Source organism: Haloferula helveola (assembly GCF_037076345.1).
Taxonomy (GTDB): domain Bacteria; phylum Verrucomicrobiota; class Verrucomicrobiia; order Verrucomicrobiales; family Akkermansiaceae; genus Haloferula; species Haloferula helveola.
The window spans coordinates 2,980,158-2,997,070 of sequence record NZ_AP024702.1; the positions used below are offsets into that span (position 1 = coordinate 2,980,158).

At 60.8% G+C, this 16,913-nt stretch carries 15 protein-coding genes; all 15 read left to right on the forward strand.

The genetic code is table 11. The features are described from left to right. Window positions 1–5: 5 nt before the first annotated feature. The 15 genes from cysC (at window position 6) to HAHE_RS11055 (ending at window position 16,882) form a co-directional block, all read left to right on the forward strand. Window positions 6–617: an adenylyl-sulfate kinase gene (cysC, locus tag HAHE_RS10985; RefSeq protein WP_338684404.1), complete on the forward strand. Its 612-nt coding sequence runs from the start codon at window positions 6–8 to the stop codon at window positions 615–617. Window positions 618–750: 133 nt separating this feature from the next. Next, window positions 751–1,656 carry a sulfate adenylyltransferase subunit CysD gene (cysD, locus tag HAHE_RS10990; protein ID WP_338684406.1) on the forward strand — a complete coding sequence of 302 codons (906 nt, stop codon included), beginning with the start codon at window positions 751–753 and terminating at the stop codon, window positions 1,654–1,656. 145 nt (window positions 1,657–1,801) lie between these two features. Then, window positions 1,802–3,046, forward strand: coding sequence for a sulfate adenylyltransferase subunit CysN (gene cysN / locus HAHE_RS10995; RefSeq protein WP_338684408.1), 1,245 nt, complete (start codon window positions 1,802–1,804; stop codon window positions 3,044–3,046). Window positions 3,047–3,269: 223 nt separating this feature from the next. Beyond that, window positions 3,270–4,244, forward strand: a complete 975-nt coding sequence (locus HAHE_RS11000; protein ID WP_338684410.1) for a hypothetical protein — start codon at window positions 3,270–3,272, stop codon at window positions 4,242–4,244. Between the two features lie 185 nt (window positions 4,245–4,429). Continuing rightward, complete coding sequence (locus HAHE_RS11005) at window positions 4,430–6,223, forward strand: hypothetical protein (protein WP_338684412.1); 1,794 nt, start codon at window positions 4,430–4,432, stop codon at window positions 6,221–6,223. A gap of 103 nt (window positions 6,224–6,326) precedes the next feature. Continuing rightward, the gene (locus tag HAHE_RS11010) at window positions 6,327–7,583 is read left to right on the forward strand and encodes a coenzyme F420 hydrogenase/dehydrogenase beta subunit N-terminal domain-containing protein (protein ID WP_338684414.1); all 1,257 of its coding nucleotides are present in this window, start codon (window positions 6,327–6,329) and stop codon (window positions 7,581–7,583) included. Window positions 7,584–7,673: 90 nt separating this feature from the next. Next, window positions 7,674–8,123 (forward strand): hypothetical protein, encoded by a 450-nt coding sequence (locus HAHE_RS11015; RefSeq protein ID WP_338684416.1) that lies wholly within the window; start codon window positions 7,674–7,676, stop codon window positions 8,121–8,123. A gap of 198 nt (window positions 8,124–8,321) precedes the next feature. Further along, entirely contained in the window at window positions 8,322–9,857 is a 1,536-nt protein-coding gene (locus tag HAHE_RS11020) for a hypothetical protein (protein ID WP_338684418.1), read from the forward strand. A 67-nt stretch (window positions 9,858–9,924) separates the two neighbouring features. Continuing rightward, window positions 9,925–10,887: a glycosyltransferase family 2 protein gene (locus HAHE_RS11025; RefSeq protein ID WP_338684420.1), complete on the forward strand. Its 963-nt coding sequence runs from the start codon at window positions 9,925–9,927 to the stop codon at window positions 10,885–10,887. 18 nt (window positions 10,888–10,905) lie between these two features. Next, a complete protein-coding gene (locus HAHE_RS11030; RefSeq protein ID WP_338684422.1) occupies window positions 10,906–11,328 on the forward strand; it encodes a GtrA family protein in 423 nt (140 codons plus the stop codon). 88 nt (window positions 11,329–11,416) lie between these two features. Then, window positions 11,417–11,989 (forward strand): hypothetical protein, encoded by a 573-nt coding sequence (locus tag HAHE_RS11035; protein WP_338684424.1) that lies wholly within the window; start codon window positions 11,417–11,419, stop codon window positions 11,987–11,989. 31 nt (window positions 11,990–12,020) lie between these two features. After that, on the forward strand, window positions 12,021–12,734 hold the full coding sequence (locus HAHE_RS11040) for a glycosyltransferase family 2 protein (protein WP_338684425.1): 714 nt from the start codon (window positions 12,021–12,023) through the stop codon (window positions 12,732–12,734). Beyond that, entirely contained in the window at window positions 12,731–13,447 is a 717-nt protein-coding gene (locus HAHE_RS11045; RefSeq protein ID WP_338684426.1) for a class I SAM-dependent methyltransferase, read from the forward strand. Before HAHE_RS11040 ends, HAHE_RS11045 begins: the two co-directional genes overlap by 4 nt. A gap of 2 nt (window positions 13,448–13,449) precedes the next feature. Continuing rightward, window positions 13,450–15,309: a hypothetical protein gene (locus HAHE_RS11050; protein ID WP_338684427.1), complete on the forward strand. Its 1,860-nt coding sequence runs from the start codon at window positions 13,450–13,452 to the stop codon at window positions 15,307–15,309. 46 nt (window positions 15,310–15,355) lie between these two features. Then, window positions 15,356–16,882, forward strand: a complete 1,527-nt coding sequence (locus HAHE_RS11055) for a hypothetical protein (RefSeq protein WP_338684428.1) — start codon at window positions 15,356–15,358, stop codon at window positions 16,880–16,882. The last annotated feature ends 31 nt before the right edge of the window (window positions 16,883–16,913 follow it).

Genomic DNA, 16,913 nt, shown 5'->3' on the forward strand with positions numbered 1-16,913 from the left:
ATCCGATGACCCCGACAACTCTCTCCATGACCACCCACATCCATCCTCACGCCACGCTGCCGCGCCACGCCAAGGAAGTGCTCCTTCAGCAGAAGGGGTGCGTGCTGTGGTTTTGCGGGCTGTCGGGTTCGGGAAAGTCGACCATCGCCGGCGCGCTGGAGCAGGTGCTCCACGACAAGGGCCGTTTCGTGGTCCGGCTCGATGGCGACAACCTCCGCACCGGCCTCAACAATAACCTCGGCTTCAGTGACGAGGATCGTTTGGAGAACGTCCGGCGGACCGCGGAACTCGCCAAGGTCCTCGCTTCCAACGGGGTTATCGTTCTTTGCTCCCTGATCACGCCACGAGGCGTCCTGCGGGATCTCGCTCGCGGGATCCTCGGCAGGGATTTCTCCGAAGTCTATGTGAAGGCGAACTACGCGACCTGTGAGGCCCGCGATCCCAAAGGCCTCTACGCGAAAGCCGCGAACGGCGAAGTGAAGCAGTTCACCGGCCGCGACAGCGCCTTCGAGGAACCTCAGGAACCCGATCTGGTGCTCGATACGGAGCAGCTCTCGGTCGAGGACTCGGTATTCGAAGTCCTTGAATACCTGCGGGCCAAGGCCATCGCGCCCTAAACATTACTAAGTCACGTAAGTTACTTCTTTTTGCTTGCGTCGAGCTAGCGGAGCCCTTTTTCTCCGCCCGCACCCGATTCTGCATTCCTTCGACGTTCGATATTGAGCGTTCGATGTTCGACGTCCCGACCCCATGCCCAGCTACAACCTTTCCCACCTCGACCAGCTCGAAGCCGAGGCGATCTTCATCCTCCGCGAGACTGCGGCGCAGTTCCAGAATCCGGGGCTGCTGTTCTCCGCCGGAAAGGACTCGATCGTGATGGCCTGGATCGCCCGCAAGGCCTTCCATCCGGCGCGCCTTCCTTTCCCGCTGGTCCACGTCGATACCGGCCACAATTTCCCGGAGACGATCGAGTATCGTGATCGCTTCGCGGAGGAAATGGGTGCGCGTCTGGTGGTCGGATCGGTCCAGAAGTCGATCGATGAGGGACGTGTGACGGAGGAAAAGGGGCCCGACGCCTCGCGCAACCGACTTCAGACGACCACCCTGCTCGACACGATTGAAGAGCATCAGTTCGATGCGGTTCTCGGCGGTGGCCGTCGCGATGAGGAGAAGGCCCGCGCCAAGGAGCGCTTCTTTTCCCACCGCGATGACTTCGGCCAGTGGGACCCGAAGAACCAGCGCCCCGAGCTGTGGAACCTCTTCAACGGCCGGATGCACCAGGGAGAGCACTTCCGGATCTTTCCGTTGTCCAACTTCACCGAGATGGACATCTGGATGTACATGAAGCGCGAGGGCATCGTCCTGCCGAGCCTCTACTACGCCCACGAGCGCGACACCGTGACCCGCAATGGTACGATCCTCGCCGTAAGTGAGTTCGTCCAACCTCGCGAGGGCGAGGAAGTGGTTCACCGCAGGATCCGTTTCCGCACCATGGGCGACGCGACCATCACCGGCGCTGTCGAGTCGGATGCCGACACCATGGACAAGATCATCGAGGAAGTGGCTGCCGCCCGCCAGACCGAGCGCGGCAACCGCGCCGATGACAAACGCTCCGAAACCTCAATGGAGGACCGCAAGAAGGAGGGCTATTTCTAAGCCGCCTGCGGCGGGAGTGGGAAGTGACGAGTGCGAAGTATGAAAAGTGCTCTGATTCACGCTCACCCCGGCTAACCTCAATCCTCCTCATCTTTCCACTTTTTACCAGTCACTAGGCACTCCCCGACATCGTCGGGACTCCACCATGGACCTTCTCCGTTTCACCACCGCCGGATCCGTCGACGACGGCAAATCCACTCTCATCGGCCGTCTTCTCTATGACTCGAAGTCGATCTTCGAGGACCAGATGGAAGCCGTTGAGGAGAGCTCGCGCCGCCGTGGCGACGAGAATGTGAACCTCGCGCTGCTGACCGACGGCCTGAAGGCCGAACGGGAGCAGGGGATCACGATCGACGTCGCCTACCGCTACTTCGCGACGCCCAAGCGGAAGTTCATCATCGCGGACACCCCCGGACACATCCAGTACACGCGGAACATGGTGACCGGCGCCTCGACCGCCAACCTCGCCATCATTCTCGTCGACGCCCGCAAGGGAGTGATCGAGCAGACCAAGCGGCACAGCTTCATCGCCAACCTGCTGCGGATCCAGCACGTGGTGGTCGCGATCAACAAGATGGACCTCGTGGACTACTCGGAGGAGGTCTACGACACGATCGTGAAGGCTTACCAGGAGTTCGCCTCGCGCCTCGACAACATCGTCGACATCACCCCGATTCCGATTTCCGCCCTCAATGGCGACAACGTCGTCGATACCTCGGACAAGATGCCGTGGTATCAAGGACCGTCGCTGCTCTATCATCTCGAGAACGTCTACGTCGGAGGCGAGGAGAACCACGTCGATGCTCGGTTCCCCGTGCAGTGGGTGATCCGCCCGCAGAGCGACGAGTGGCACGACTTCCGGGGCTATGCCGGCCGGGTTGCCGGCGGCGTCTTCAAGCCGGGCGACGAAGTCACGGTGATGCCCTCCGGTTTCCAGTCGCGGATCAAGGAGATCCACACCGCCGACGGGGCCAAGGAGGAGGCGTTCGCGCCGCAAAGCGTCACGATCACCCTGCACGACGAGATCGACATTTCGCGTGGCGACATGATCGTTAAGGCAAACAATCCGCCGAAAGCCGAGCAGGACATCGAGGCGATGATCTGCTGGTTCTCGAACAAGCCGATGGGCCACCGCGCCAAGCTGGTGCTCCGCCACACCACGCGCGAGATGCAGGCCTTGGTGAAGGAGGTGAAGTACCACGTCGATATCAACACGCTTCACAAGATCGAGGGAATCGACGGCTTCGCGATGAACGACATCGGCCGGATCACTCTGCGCACCGCCAGCCCGGTCATCCACGACAGCTACCGCCGCAACCGCCACACCGGCTCCTTCATCCTGATCGATCCAGGCACCAACGAAACGGTCGCCGCCGGAATGATCATCTAGGTAGGGACAAGCGCCCCCGGTTCCCCCGATAAAGTCGGGGCTTGTCCGTCCGGTCCGCGCCCCTGGTCCCCTCGATTGGGTCGGGACCTTGTTTGCGGGGTCCGGCGCCCCTCCCTCTGCTCCCTGCGCCCTCGGCGAGGGCGCGCCACCTTGAGGGGAGGCTACCTCGAGAATCTTCCCCTTTGCGTCTTGGCGTCTTTGCGGTTCACTCTTCCCTAGTCCCATGAAACGCATCCTCCCGATCCTTTTTGCGGCACTGGCCTGTGTCAGCGTGCCGTCGGCCGCCGCGACGCTCGAGGAGCTTCAGGCTTCCTTCATGTCTCGCTACGACGAGGCGAATGCGAAGCGCGACGACCAGGTCCGAAAGCTCGAAGGGAGCTACATCGGCGCGCTCGAGCGCCACATGGAAAAGGTCAAGGCGAGCGGCAAGCTGGAGGAGGTGATTCCGGTCCGGGACGAGATCGAGGCGCTGCAGAACGGAACCAATCCGTTGCCCGAACTCCCGAAGAACGCCGACCCCCAGTTGAAGTCGATGCGGAAGAAGTTCACCACTGCGAAGGAGTCGGTGATGAAGTCCCACGCCGAATCACTCGTCGACCTGTTCTCTAAAATGGAAGCCGCCCTGAAGGCTCAGGAAGCGGAACTCACCAAGGCCGGAAAGATCGATGACGCCCTCGCCGCCAAGCGGATGCGCGAGACCTTGATGAGCGACAAGGGTGTCGAGGCCGCTCGGGGCTTGGTTGGAGTTGATGTGGATGGTGGTGGTGGCAAACTCGGTGAGTGGCAGCCGCTGATGGAGCAGCGCTACAAGGTGATCCTCGACAGCAATCCGGCTCTGGAGACTTTGGCCGACTTGCGAAAGCAGGGAGACACGGGCCCGTTTTGGCCTTATCTCCAAGCAACACCCGTGGAAGGAGATGGATTGATGGGAAATGCGCCTTGGAAAGCCTCGTTCGACTTCCGCTCTCCGATCAAGGAGTTGCAGGGACAAGTCACGATCATGACGGGCCACGCTACGGCGACGGTGCGGATCTTTGCCGATGCCGGGATGGTTCTTGAGAAGACGCTTGGACCTCAGAATCGAGTCGAGGAGTTCAAACTGAGGTTCGACTCCGCAAGGGTCATCAGCCTTGAGGTAATTGACGACGGTAGTAAAGCGGGCGATCTCGTCGCTTGGAGCGATCTCGAAGTCAAATAACCGGGATGTGTACGGAGGCCCGGCCGAAACGGGTTGTGTCGTTACATTGTCTCACTCCACGGCAAAAAAGCCGCTGTCTCGGACGGTCGTGAGCTGGAGCGGGCAGCCACTCGGTATCCGGTGTTCGACGTATGATTGAAACGGGGACATGGTCTTCAAGCTCACCGGGGCAACGGATTCTCGTAATGATCCTCGGAGCAATCGGACTTCAAATCCTGTGCGCCAAGTCCTTCAGCGCCTGCGGGATTCTGGCTTTGTCGTGGGTCGGCACGCTCGGGATTGTCATCGTCAGTGCGGTCGCGACGACGTGGATCATCAGGGGGGCTTCGCACGGCGAGATCCAACGGTTCGTTGCTCCGTGGAAGTCCTGCGTGCCTTGGATATTCGTGCTCTTGCTGGTTCTTCAGCTGAGTCTCTATCCGCCGATGATGAGTGACTCTTTGTCATACCGGCTACCTAGGATTTTTCTCGCGCTTCAAGCAGGGCACACCGGCGAAGTCGCGTCGCCGGACGTGCGGATGAACACCATGCCTTGGGGCTGGGAGTCCCTCGCGCTGCCGTTTGCGTTGGTCAACTGGATCGGCGGGGCGCGGTTGATCAATCTCGCCTGTTGGTGCCTCGCTTATCAACTGGTGACTTTTCTCGCCGCGGGAAGAGGTATCTCCAATTCAAAGGCGCGATGGATCGGTTTGGCTTTGTGCTCGGCACCGTTTCTGTTGCTGCAAGGTTCCTCAACCGCCAACGACCTTTTCGCCTCCGTAATGTTGTTGGCAGGTGGGGCACTGATGTTCTCTTTCCGCGGACACCTCGGGCCAGTTCCTGTGCTGGGGTCCCTATTGGGACTCTTATTGGCATCAAGTGCCAAGCCCCAATTCCTGACGCTCGGCCTACCATGGTTGTTTTGGTGGGCTACAGCGCCGGGCCAACCGTGGAAGCAGGTCAGGTGGCAGTGGCTTGCGGCTGCATGCCCGGTTTTCGTAGCGGTTTCGCCATTGCCGCTGCTCTTCACGCAGCTGTTACAAACCGGGGCTTTGGGAGGTGATGCCGTGGGGGGCGGTGAGTCTTCCGGGTGGGTGACGATGGTCGGGGCCGGATTGCTGCAATCTACGGTTGCTCAAGCCCAATTGCCGGTTTTTCCCGGCGCAGACTGGTTGAGCGGCCAAATCGGTAGTCTGCCAATCCTTTCGTCGATCAGCCAATCACTTCCCAAATTCGAACCTCGGGTGACGACCGTGCCCCTCATCGACGAGGCGAGTTTCGGGGCCATTCACTTTTCAATCCTCGTGGTCTGGCTGTGGATGGGAGTGGTTCGCTGCGGACGGTTCGGATGGGTGTGGCTCGCATGCGTCACCGCCGCCTTTCTGTTCGCGTGCTCCCAAGTGTTTGTTGCCACCATGGGCCGTTCCTTCGCGGGCTACGGCTTCGCGCTCTTTCCGCTGGCGATATTGGGAGCTTCGAGAATGTCCGGTTCACGCTGGTTTCGATCGCTTTGCGGAGTGGCAATACTAACCGGATTTGCCACTCTCGTTGTCAATCCATCGGCTCCGCTCTGGCCTGCGCGTGATTTCCGGGCGCGCGCGGAATCCGCGGGGAGCGAGGCTTTGGTGTCCAAGCTCGACAAGTATCTTTCCTACCAGGAAAGGGCGCGAACCGGCCGGGGAATTCTGTCTCCCGTGCCCGGTGGGGAACCGGTAGCGATCCTTGTTCGGCCGGTGACTCCAATCCTCGCCCTATGGCAACCCGATTGGAGAAGTCATCAGATTGACTACGTCAACCATCTGCCCGTCGAGGATTTCCTGAAGAGTGATCGCAACTGGCTGGTCGTGGCGGCGAATGCCGAGCAGTCCCATCCATCGGCTTTTGCCCTGTACTCGAGCTTGCCGGGCTGGAGTGTTGTTTCCGAGCAAACATACCTTCCCAACATCCGTCAAGGCGGCGAGACGTGGCGGCTCTATCGCCGGTCGAATATCGGAGACTAAGGCGATGACGACGGTCCAATGCGTCCAACATAAAGTGATCGACGCGGGAATCTGCGTGGGTTGCGGCGCTTGTGTCGCACTTGCCCCGAAGAGCACGGCCAGGATGGTTGTCACAGAGTCCGGGGTTGAGCCGGACTTCGATCACGGGTGCGCGTTGCCACCGCTCGCTTGGGAGGCATGCCCCGGCAAGGGCATCGACTATCCCGATCTCTACCGGAAGCACTACGGTTCTTTGCCGACGGACTGGAGGGTCGGGCATGTCGACCGCCTTTGGACCGGGCATGCATCGGACCCAGAAGTCCGCCGGACCGGGGCTTCCGGCGGGGCGACCAGTGCGGTGCTTATCCACTTGCTGGAAAGCGGCCGAATCGATGGTGCCGTTTCGGTGAAACAGGGGATACCTGAGCCGGATCAGGCCTCTTGGTTCATTGCCCGGTCGGCCTCCGAGATCCTTGCCTGTGCCCAGTCGGTCTATGTGCCGGTGTCGGTGCTCGACGTCCTGCCGCATCTGGTGGCGGGGGAGCGTTACGCCATGACCTGTGTGCCGGAGCAGAGTGCTGCCTTGCGGGCCCTCCAGCATGGCGGTGACGAGAGGGCGCAGCAGGTGAAGTTTGTCCTGGGGCCTTACACCGGGACCGCGCTTGACCGCCGGGCGATTCGTTCCCTGATGCGGGCGAACGGCGTGGTCGAGGACGATGCGGTCACCTCGCTGAAGTGGCGGGCGGGGGAGTGGCCGGGCTATCTCGAAATCATCACGGAATCGGGAAAGGTCATCCGCTCGAAGAAGGTCTACTACAACGTCCTGATCCCGTTCTTTGTTACCCAGACCAGTTTGCAGAGCATGGACTTCGCCAACGAGTTCACCGACCTCTCGGTCGGAGATGCTTGGTCACCCAAGTTCGAGGGGCTCGGCCAGGGGTTCTCGGTGGTGGCCTCGCGGACTCCTGTGATGACCGAGGTCATCGAGGAGATGATGAAGCTCGGGAAGCTGGAGTTGGAGCGTGCGGACGTGCTTGAAGCATCGGCCATGCATGGGCACATGATCGACTTCAAGAAGCGTGGCGGCTACCTGCGCAACCGCTGGCGTGAGGCGACTTTCCGCAAGGCCCCTGACATCGGTCTCGATCCAGAGCCCCTGGACTTCCCCCGGATCGCTGTGGAACTCGTCATCTCGTCCATCTTCACCGTATGCCGGACGCCCCTTGCCCGTTGGGTCATGGAACATATTCCGGAGAAGATTCTCGGCCCGTTATTCAACAAGCTCCGCCTGGTTTGGAAAGGCGCGAGCAAGCCAGCCAAGCGAAAAGGCCTGCGCGACCTCGAGATGCGGGTTCGCGTTCCGGATTGGAAACTCAGGTAGCGCGCTCTCGCTGAGAGCGCATGCGGAACCCCGGCGGCGGACCCACCCCAAAAACTGCCCTCTCCGCGAGAGGGCGCTACCCCGACCATCATGCCGGACTTCCGAAGAAAACGTCTGGGCCACGATGTCCCCTTCTGGATCGATCCGACCCAGGAGGCCTTCTTCATCACGATCAATTCGGCGCCTCGCGGACGGAACCAACTCGCGAAACCCGAGATATGGGAAGTGCTGTGTGAGTCGGTCGAGTTTCGCGAGCAACGGGAAGAGTGGAAGTGGTGCTTGTTCCTGGCCATGCCCGATCATCTTCATGGAATCATCTCCTTTCCGGCTGGCTTTGCACTGCGGGCTTCGGTCGCTGCATGGAAACGTTGGCTGGCCCGGAACCATGACATCCGCTGGCAGGACGGCTTCTTCGACCATCGCCTACGCTCGCCGGAGAGTGCCTCCCAGAAGGCCAACTACAGTCTCGAGAATCCGATTCGAGCGGGCCTTGCCGCGGAGCGGGACGACTGGCCGTACGTCAGAGATCGCCGAAGATAAAGGTGGAGCGGCCTCGCCGAGGCCGCACGAGTTGCCCTGCAAGACCGCCCGACCCCAGATGCCCTACCTTCAATCAGCCCGGTAGCGCATGCGGAACCCCGGCGGCCAACGCAACCTCCAAAATGCCCTCTCGGCGAGAGGGCGCTACCTATGCAAAAATCTCTAGAGAATCTCGCTTCCCGGCAGCTGCCGAGGATCTTGACCCAGGTCTGTCGCGATCCCGGGTCCCCCTTTGCCGGTTCGTGGGACCGGAACTGGTGGCACTACAAGATCCGCGATTTTCCGTCAGTCATTCTCCAGCAGGGAGGCTATGCCTTGCATGTTGCCGCCGAGCTGCCCATCGGACTTGAACTGGGGGAGGAGATGCTGCGACGACTCGCTGCCGACACCGCCCGCTTTTGGAATCGCCGGGCGCTTCGTCATGGAGCGTTCGAGGAGTACTATCCGTTCGAGCAGGGATATCCGCCTCTAGCCTTCGCAGCGCTCGCGATGGCGAAGCTGGGAGTCGAGGGAGCGATCCCACTTGAGGACATCCGCCCGGGACTTGAAGTCGCGGCTTCCCAGTTGCTTTCCCGTTTTGAGGCACAAGCGGCCAACCAGCAGGTCGCCGGGACCGCTGCCGCCGCCATGATCCGGAAGCTGGCTCCGGAGTTGGTCGAAGAGGTCACATTTGCCGAACTCCTCGACCGGACCTTGGCGCTCCAGCATGATGAAGGCTGGTTCCCCGAGTACGATGGTCCGGACCTGGGCTACCTGACGGTCACCATGGACTGCCTATGGGATCTTCACGATGCCACCGGAGATTCGCGCTGTCTCGAAGCGATCCACAAGGCTCTTGGATTCGTCGCTTGGTTCACCGACCAACCACCGCACCGCGCAGGTATGCACAACTCGCGGAATACCGACTACATGGTCCCCTACGCGATTGCGCGCATCATCGCAGAGGGCGGGGAACAAGCACCCTTGGCCGGGAGGGTCTTCCAACAGCTCTTTGCGACCGCCGATCAACCGAATCATTTTTTCGCCGCGGTGGATGACCGCTATTGGTGTCACTACATCGGTCACTCGGTTCTCCGGGCCTTGAGAGTCCTTTCGGGTGCCGGGATGCCGGATGTTTCCGGGCAACGACCCCTGTCCGATTCCTTGCAAGGGTCCGGCCATGCCCGCCTTCGGGGAACCACCGCGACGGCCTTGGTCTCGACCCGCAAGGGCGGCATCGTGACCGTCGCCTGGCCTGCCGGCGGAGAAGCCACCGATTTCGGGTGGCTGGTTCGAACTGCCGGCACCGAGTGGGTGTCCCATTGGTGGTCGGAGGATTGGTCGATCCACATCGATAACGCCGAAACGCTGACCAAAGGTGTGATGGTCCCCCACAAGGAGCACTCCAGCTCTCCGCTGAAGCACATGATCCTGCGGGTTGGAAGCTTCGTCGCAGGTCGCCGGATGATCGGCATGCTCAAGAGGCTTCTGATCTTCAAGAAGGGAAGCGCAGGCCCCCATCTCGACCGCGTGGTCCGGTTTGATGGCGACGGTTTGGTAGTACGGGATCGCATCACCAACTTGCCGGAGTCAGCGGAACTGGTCCGTGCTCCGCGATCCTCCAAGCGTCACGTCGCGAGTGCGGACAGCTTCCATCACGAGGACTCCCGGCTTCTGGAGGATGTCCAAGTGTCCGAGAAACGGAACCGGGCCGGAGATGCCGTCACGATCATCACCACCTATTCGATCAGGTAGCGCCTCAAACGTGGTGTCCAAAGGGTCTGCCCCCCGAGGACGCGCTACCAAGAGTTCCATACCAGGCGTGAAGCTCATCATCCAAATCCCCTGTCTCAATGAGGAGGCAACCCTGCCGCTCACCCTGGCCGACCTGCCACGGGAGGTGCCGGGTATCGATGTCGTGGAGTTACTTGTCATTGATGACGGTAGCACCGATCGGACCTCGGAGGTGGCGAAAGAGTGCGGGGCGCATCACGTCCTGCGCCTCGGCAGCAACCGCGGACTGGCCACGGCGTTCCGTCGGGGTGTCGATTACGCCCTCGCCCACGGCGCCGATATTGTCGTCAATACCGATGGCGATAACCAGTACTGCGGGGCCGACATCCCGAAGCTGGTCGAGCCTGTTCTCCGCGACCGAGCCGACATTGTGGTCGGTTCGCGCCCGATCGTTGACCACCCCGAGTTCGGAGCCGTCAAGAAACTCCTTCAACTCGTCGGTAGCTGGGTGCTGCGCATGATCTCGAAGACCAGCGTCCGCGACGCACCGTCCGGCTTCCGTGCTTTCTCCCGTGAGGCCTGCATGAGGATCTTCCTCTACACTCGTTTTTCCTACTGCATGGAAACCCTGATCCAGGCAGGCAACAACGGTTTGCGGGTCGAGTCGGTCGACATTCGGGTGAATCCGAAAACTCGCGATTCTCGACTGTTCCGTTCCGTTCCGGAGTATGTGTGTAAAACGGGCAGCGCGATGCTCTCACTGTTCATCCTGTATCGCCCCAGCCGACTGTTCTTCAGCACCGCGGGGCTGCTCTTTCTCGGAGCGTTGGCCCTTGGAGTCCGATTCATCTACCTAGTCTATTTTTACAACGAGGCGGACCCGACCCGCACCCACCTTCCGTCGATCGTGCTGTTGGCGATCCTTGCGTTGGCGGGCTGCCTTCTTGTTGCGGTCGGGATTCTCGCTGAACTGGGACGGAGCCAGAGGCGGTTGGCTGAGGAGACGCTCTACCAAAGCCGGTTGGCCGCTTCCCGGCAGTCCGAGCGATGAGTCGCCGATCTTTCCTCCGTGGCAACCGAGCCTAAGCATCATGGTCTGCATCCGCTGGGCAAGCTGTTCCGATTCCTCCTGGTCGGTATCCCGGCATTCCTGATCGCGATCCCCCTCAACCTCCTCCTCGTCGAGACGCTCGGTTGGCCGAAGCCTGCTGCCTATGCGCTGGTGCAGGTGGTGCAGGTCGGTATCAACTTCTTCGCCTGCATCCTGTTCGTCTTCAGGCGCGATACCTCGCGAAACCTCTTGTCCCAGTTTCTCCTCTTCGTCTCGGGCATTCTCGCGGCACGGATTCTTGACTGGGGATTGTATTCGCTCCTCGTGAAGCTCGTGCCGTTCCACTACATCTTGCTCCAGTTGTTCAATGCAGGCCTGTTCAGCGTGGCCAAGTTCGTGTTTGCCCGACGCGTGCTGGAGGGCGTCGGCAGACAACGCTAGCGAACCGGATGCGCAAGCAACGGTTCCTCCGAAAAGAATGGACCGGCGGCTGCGCGACCTCCTTCGCCCCTTGCCCGATTGATCCTTCATGAAAGCGATTGAAGATGCCAAAGCGATGATCGAGGCATGGGGTGCCGAGTATCCGTGGGTGATATTCCTCGCGCTCGTGATCCTGCCCGGCTTCGGCTTTCCAGCCAGTTTCCTGCTGGTGCTTGCGGGTGTGGTTTGGGGGCCGACACCCGGCAGTTGCCTGCTCGCCATGCTCGCCGTGACGATGAACATCAGCTGGACCCATTTGGCCGCTTCGGGCGTCGCCCGGCCGCTGGTCACCCGGATGCTCGGAAACCGCTGGCAGCGGTGGCAGAACCTTCCGAAGCAGGAACTCCGCCGTCTCACGTGGGTGCTGCGCGTGACTCCGGGCATGCCGCTGTGTGTGCAGAACTATCTGCTCAGCCTACTCGGCGTTCCGTTCTGGTATTCCGTTCTGGTGGCGCTCCCGCTGACCGGACTTTATGTCGCCGGGTTCATCCTCACCGGTGGCGCCATTTTCGAAGGGAATGTCGGGCTCCTGATCACCGGGATTTCGGTGCTGGTCGTCGCGACCGTCGTGATCAAGAGCATCCGCGCCCGACAGAACCGCCGGATGGCGAATCCCTCCTGAGTCGAACCACCCGCAGGCCCTCTGACCTTCAATGAACCCCGTGCCGATACCCGACAGATGCCTCGGCGTCGTGATCCCCGTCTACAACGAGGAGAAGACGCTCCACCTGATCGTCCAGAAAGTGCTTTCACGCCCCGAAGTCGGCGAGTTGGTGATGGTCGACGACTGCTCGAAGGACGGAACCTGGCAAACGATGCAGAGGCTCTCGGAAGGAGACGAGCGTATCCGGATCTTCCGTCACGAGGTGAATCGGGGGAAAGGCGCCGCGCTGCGGACCGGATTTGCCGAGGTGCGTTCCGAACTTCTGATCATCCAGGATGCCGACCTCGAGTATGATCCCGACGAGTATCCGAAGCTGCTTTTGCCGATCGTTGCCGGGAAAGCGGACGTCGTCTACGGATCGCGCTTCCTCGGTTCCGGAATGCACCGGGTTCTCTATTACTGGCACTGCGTCGGCAACCGTTTCCTGACCCAGCTCTCGAACATGTTCACCAACCTCAACCTCACCGACATGGAAACCTGCTACAAGGTGTTCCGGCGCGAGGTCATGTCGAAGATCGAGATCGAGGAAGACCGTTTCGGGTTCGAGCCCGAGATCACGGCAAAGATCTCGAAGATGAAGGTCGCCCTCTACGAGGTGTCCATCTCTTACTACGGCCGCACTTACGATGAGGGGAAGAAGATCGGGTGGAAGGATGGCGTTCGGGCGATCTGGTGCATTCTCAAATATAATCTCGTACGATGATGACAACCGAACACAACGCCACCGCGGAGACCGAGGATTTCGAGTTCGCGGCCCTGTCGGAGGCAGTCAACTACCGGCATGCGATCGTCCGCGAGTTCAAGCCGTTCCTGAAGGGGCGGGTGCTTGAGGTAGGAGCCGGTATCGGACAGACCAGCAGCGCGATCCTCGGGTTGGACGGGGTGGACGAGCTCGTCGGACTCGAGCCGGACGAGCGGTTTCACCAGGGCTTCGAAAGCGCCCTTCCGGAGGTTCGTTTGATCAAGGGCACGACCGCGGATCTCGAAGCTGCCGAGGAGTTTGACGCGGCGGTGATGGTGAACGTGCTCGAGCACATCGAACACGATAAGGAGGAACTGGTGAGGCTCCGTGGCCTGCTCGCCGCGCGCTCCGGTTTCCTATGCATCCTGGTTCCAGCCCGGCAGGAGCTTTATTCGCGGCTGGACGCCCACTTCGGGCATTTTCGCAGGTATGGGCGGCGGGAGCTTCGTTCAAAACTGGAGGCTGCGGGGTTCACGATGAATTCGATCTTCTACTTCAATCTGGCCGGGTATTTCGCGTGGGGTCTGCGTTACAAGCTCCTTCGCGGGATGAGCTTCGATGTCGGTCAGGTGAGGCTCTTCGACCGGAAGATCTTTCCGCTGGTGAACCGGCTTGAGCGAGGGCTGTGCCGTCCTCCGGTCGGGCAGAGCCTGGTCGCGATCGCGCGCGCCTGAACATGGAAAAGAACACACCATGGGTCCTCCGGCTAGCGGCTCTGTGGGTCCTTTACGGGCTCTGGGCCTCGAATGCCGGGTGGCTCCTCTCGGCACTCGGCGCGCTTCACCGTGTCGGCTACCTTGTCGCCGCAGTGCCGCTGCTGGTGGCAGTGGCATGGTTTTGGAGATCCACCGGTCCGTCGGGTGCGATTCGGCCCGGCTTTCGGAGATTACTCCGGCTTCCCGGATTCCTGCCGTGGCTGACCGTCACGACTCTGGTTTTCGTCGGTGGTTGCCTGTTCCCACCAACCAACTACGACGCCCTGATCTACCGTACGGCCCGAGTCTGTTTCTGGCTGCAGAACCAGGGTTGGTACTGGTTGGACGACAGCGAGTTCCGGCTGAATATCGCGGGGACCGGTTTCGAATGGATGAGCGCTCCGTGGATTCTTTTCATGGGCAGCGAGCGCTGGACCTTCCTCCTCAATTTCCTGCCCTTCCTGCTGATTCCGGGGCTGTTCTTCTTGGGAAGCCGGGCGCTGGGGGTGCAAAGGCGTACCGCTCTTTGGTGGATGTGGATGGCTCCGATGCCCTATGGTTTCGTCCTACAGGCGGCCAGTGTGGGCAATGACATGGTCGGGGGCGTTTATTTCGTGGCATCGCTGGCCTTCGCCGCTCAAGCCGACCGGGGACGCCCCGTCCTATGGTTGGGGTTCTCAGCCCTTGCCGCAGTGTTGATGACGGGCTTGAAGGTCACGATGCTTCCGCTGGGGCTGCCACTCTTGTGGGTCTGGATCGTCCAGATCCGCAAACACCTGCCCGTCGCGCCGACGATCCGGCTCGCAGGTCTGGTGACCTTGCCGGCGGTTCTCGCGTCATTTCTTCCGATCGCCATTCTTTGCCACCGACATACGGGGCACTGGACGGGTAATCCCGACAACGTACACGGCATCGAGATCGAAGATCCCGGGGCTGCCACGGCAGCCAATGGCATGGACCTCGGGGCGAGCTTCCTGACGCTGCCGGCCTTTCCGGGGGCGGAGCGGGTCAATAGCCGGGTCCATACTGCCCTGCTCGGGTACGACTGGTACGCGGGAGTTTGCGAGGAGTATCCGAAGTGGGCCTTTGCGCCGGCCGTGGAGCTGCCATCCGAAGAGTCGGCCGGGATCGGTATCGGCATGGGAAGCCTGCTTCTGCTATGGCCGTTGCTGACCTCAGGACGGAAGCTGCGGGGCGGGCGCTTGGTTGCGATGTGTTTCGCGGGCGCGTTAGGCATCGCTACGCTTGCTTTTCTTGCCAAGGCGGGAGGGGCGGCCGCGACCCGTCTGATGCTCCCGTGGGTGCCCGGCCTGGTTATTGTCGCGATCTCGCTCCGTGGTCCGGTCGGGAAACTGCCCAGGCCGGTCTGGGCGTGGATTCCCGCCGCCACGGTCATCGTCCCCTTGTGCCTCAACCCCAACCGTCCGTTGGCGTCGACGATGCTGCCGGTCGCGACCGGAATCCTGCCCGAGTCGGTCGTCGGAAGGGTCGAGGAAGTCTACCGGGTGTACGGCGGCCGCTATGACCTGATCGCCCCGTTGGCTGAGGGGATTCCGAACGGTGCCGCAGTTGGATTTGCCGGCGATGGAACTCCGATCGTGCCCTTGTTCCGACCGATCGGCCGGCTGGATGTTCGCGAACTCTCCCCGGGAAATGTAGCCGAGATCGACTGGATCGTCGGAACGCCAGCCGAAATTCGCCGCCGGCTTGGCATTTCCGAGACGGGAGCTTTGCCCGATGATTTCGAGGTTCGTGCTCGCAGTGAGTTCACATCTATGGTCCGCAGGGGCCCTGAAGACTGGATGCTGCTGCGTCGGATCCCGTCGGCTCCGCGCGACTAATCCCTGCCGCATTACGAGCTCACCCCCCCGTGGAAAATAATCCGAGATGAACAACTCTTCGCAAAGCATTCGAGGAATCCTGATTGCGATCGTCGCCATCGCGATGTCGATCTGGCTGGGAGTCAGCATCATTACCAGTCAGGTCGAGACCTTGGTGCAGGCAGGGGTTGTGGGTGTCGTGCTCATTTGCGTCCTGCTGGGCCGCAGAATCTGGGTGCTGGTGCCAATAGGGGTGGCTCTTAACATACCCGTGATACGAGGCTTAGGGACGACGGAGATCTCTGAGATGCTATTCATAGGATTCACGAGCCTGATGCTTCTGATGCGCCGAGCTCCGATGAAATGGAAAATTGGTGAGTTGGACTTCTGGGCTGTTGCGGTGCTGGTGATGGTGGCTCAAGTCTATTTGCGAAACCCGGTGGGCTTGAACATTTTTGGTGCGGGGACGGTCGGAGCACGTCCCTACTTCATGGTGGCTCTCGCCTTTGTCACGATGGTTTTCCTCGGCATGTATCAGATTCGAGCCAGGGACATGAAGTGGGTCTTCTGGCTGAGCGCGCTTGGGACACTACTCAGTGGCCCGCTCAACTATCTTCGCGTTGGTCTAGGGGGCGGCAATCCTGCAGATCTTGCTGCGGAAGGTCCTTCGGATCCTGGTGCTACGGACCGAAAGGGGTATCTGAACACCATTGCTACCGAGCCTGCACGGATGCTATCGAGCTGGCGGTCACCGTTGCGGGCCGTATTTCATCCGATCTGGGCGCCATTGGTGTTGCTTACGTTTGCAGCAGCGGCTTACTCCGGCTTCCGAAATACCGTTGCCATGGTCGGATTGATCTACCTTGCGGGCATTTGCTATCGCGGCGGACTTGCTGCAACGGTAATCTCTGTGTCGATGGGAGCCGTATTGCTTGGGGGGTTAGCGGTCATCAATGTGGCTGCCCCACTTCCACCGAATGTTCAGCGTGCATTGTCGCCGTTTCCGGGAACTTGGGAGGAGAGATATGTGACCCAAGCGGAGAATTCCACGGAGTGGCGGGTTGAGATGTGGAAGTCCGCCTTGTTCACCGACTACTGGATCCAGAACAAGGTGCTCGGCGACGGTCTCGGTATGACCGCTGACGAGCTGCGGCGAAGTGAGGAAATCAAGGCCCGAGGAATTCTTAGTGGACGGTCCGGGCTGACAAGTCACCAGGAGGCGATCATGGTGAACGGCGATTATCACAGCGGGCCAGTCCAGACGGTTCGGACGGTGGGTTATGTGGGCTTGGCTGTTCTGCTGTTGGCGCAGATCCGCCTCGCGGTTCACACGCACCGTCTTATCAGGCGTTGTCACGGAACTGAGTGGTATCCAGTTGCCCTTTACTTCGGTATTCCGCTGGTGATTTACCCAATCTTCTTCGTGCTCATCTTCGGTACATTCGGCACGGCAGGCCAAGCGTTGTTCCTCGGGATCGGAATGGTCAAGATGCTTCACGCCAACTTGCCAGTGCCCGAGTTCGCAACGGGTAGACGAAGCAAGCTCTATCAGCCATTGCTTACTAGGAATACGGGGGCCGCTTCCTCTCACTGACAGAGAGCCAGCGAAGTGCGACGGGATCGGT

Excerpts from the sequence above, each read along its gene's own strand:
- cysC (WP_338684404.1), top strand. The coding sequence starts at position 6 with ATGACCCCGACAACTCTCTCCATGACCACCCACATCCATCCTCACGCC.
- cysD (WP_338684406.1), top strand. The coding sequence starts at position 751 with ATGCCCAGCTACAACCTTTCCCACCTCGACCAGCTCGAAGCCGAGGCG.
- cysN (WP_338684408.1), top strand. The coding sequence starts at position 1,802 with ATGGACCTTCTCCGTTTCACCACCGCCGGATCCGTCGACGACGGCAAA.
- HAHE_RS11000 (WP_338684410.1), top strand. The coding sequence starts at position 3,270 with ATGAAACGCATCCTCCCGATCCTTTTTGCGGCACTGGCCTGTGTCAGC.
- HAHE_RS11005 (WP_338684412.1), top strand. The coding sequence starts at position 4,430 with ATGATCCTCGGAGCAATCGGACTTCAAATCCTGTGCGCCAAGTCCTTC.
- HAHE_RS11010 (WP_338684414.1), top strand. The coding sequence starts at position 6,327 with ATGGTTGTCACAGAGTCCGGGGTTGAGCCGGACTTCGATCACGGGTGC.
- HAHE_RS11015 (WP_338684416.1), top strand. The coding sequence starts at position 7,674 with ATGCCGGACTTCCGAAGAAAACGTCTGGGCCACGATGTCCCCTTCTGG.
- HAHE_RS11035 (WP_338684424.1), top strand. The coding sequence starts at position 11,417 with ATGAAAGCGATTGAAGATGCCAAAGCGATGATCGAGGCATGGGGTGCC.
- HAHE_RS11040 (WP_338684425.1), top strand. The coding sequence starts at position 12,021 with ATGAACCCCGTGCCGATACCCGACAGATGCCTCGGCGTCGTGATCCCC.
- HAHE_RS11045 (WP_338684426.1), top strand. The coding sequence starts at position 12,731 with ATGATGACAACCGAACACAACGCCACCGCGGAGACCGAGGATTTCGAG.
- HAHE_RS11050 (WP_338684427.1), top strand. The coding sequence starts at position 13,450 with ATGGAAAAGAACACACCATGGGTCCTCCGGCTAGCGGCTCTGTGGGTC.
- HAHE_RS11055 (WP_338684428.1), top strand. The coding sequence starts at position 15,356 with ATGAACAACTCTTCGCAAAGCATTCGAGGAATCCTGATTGCGATCGTC.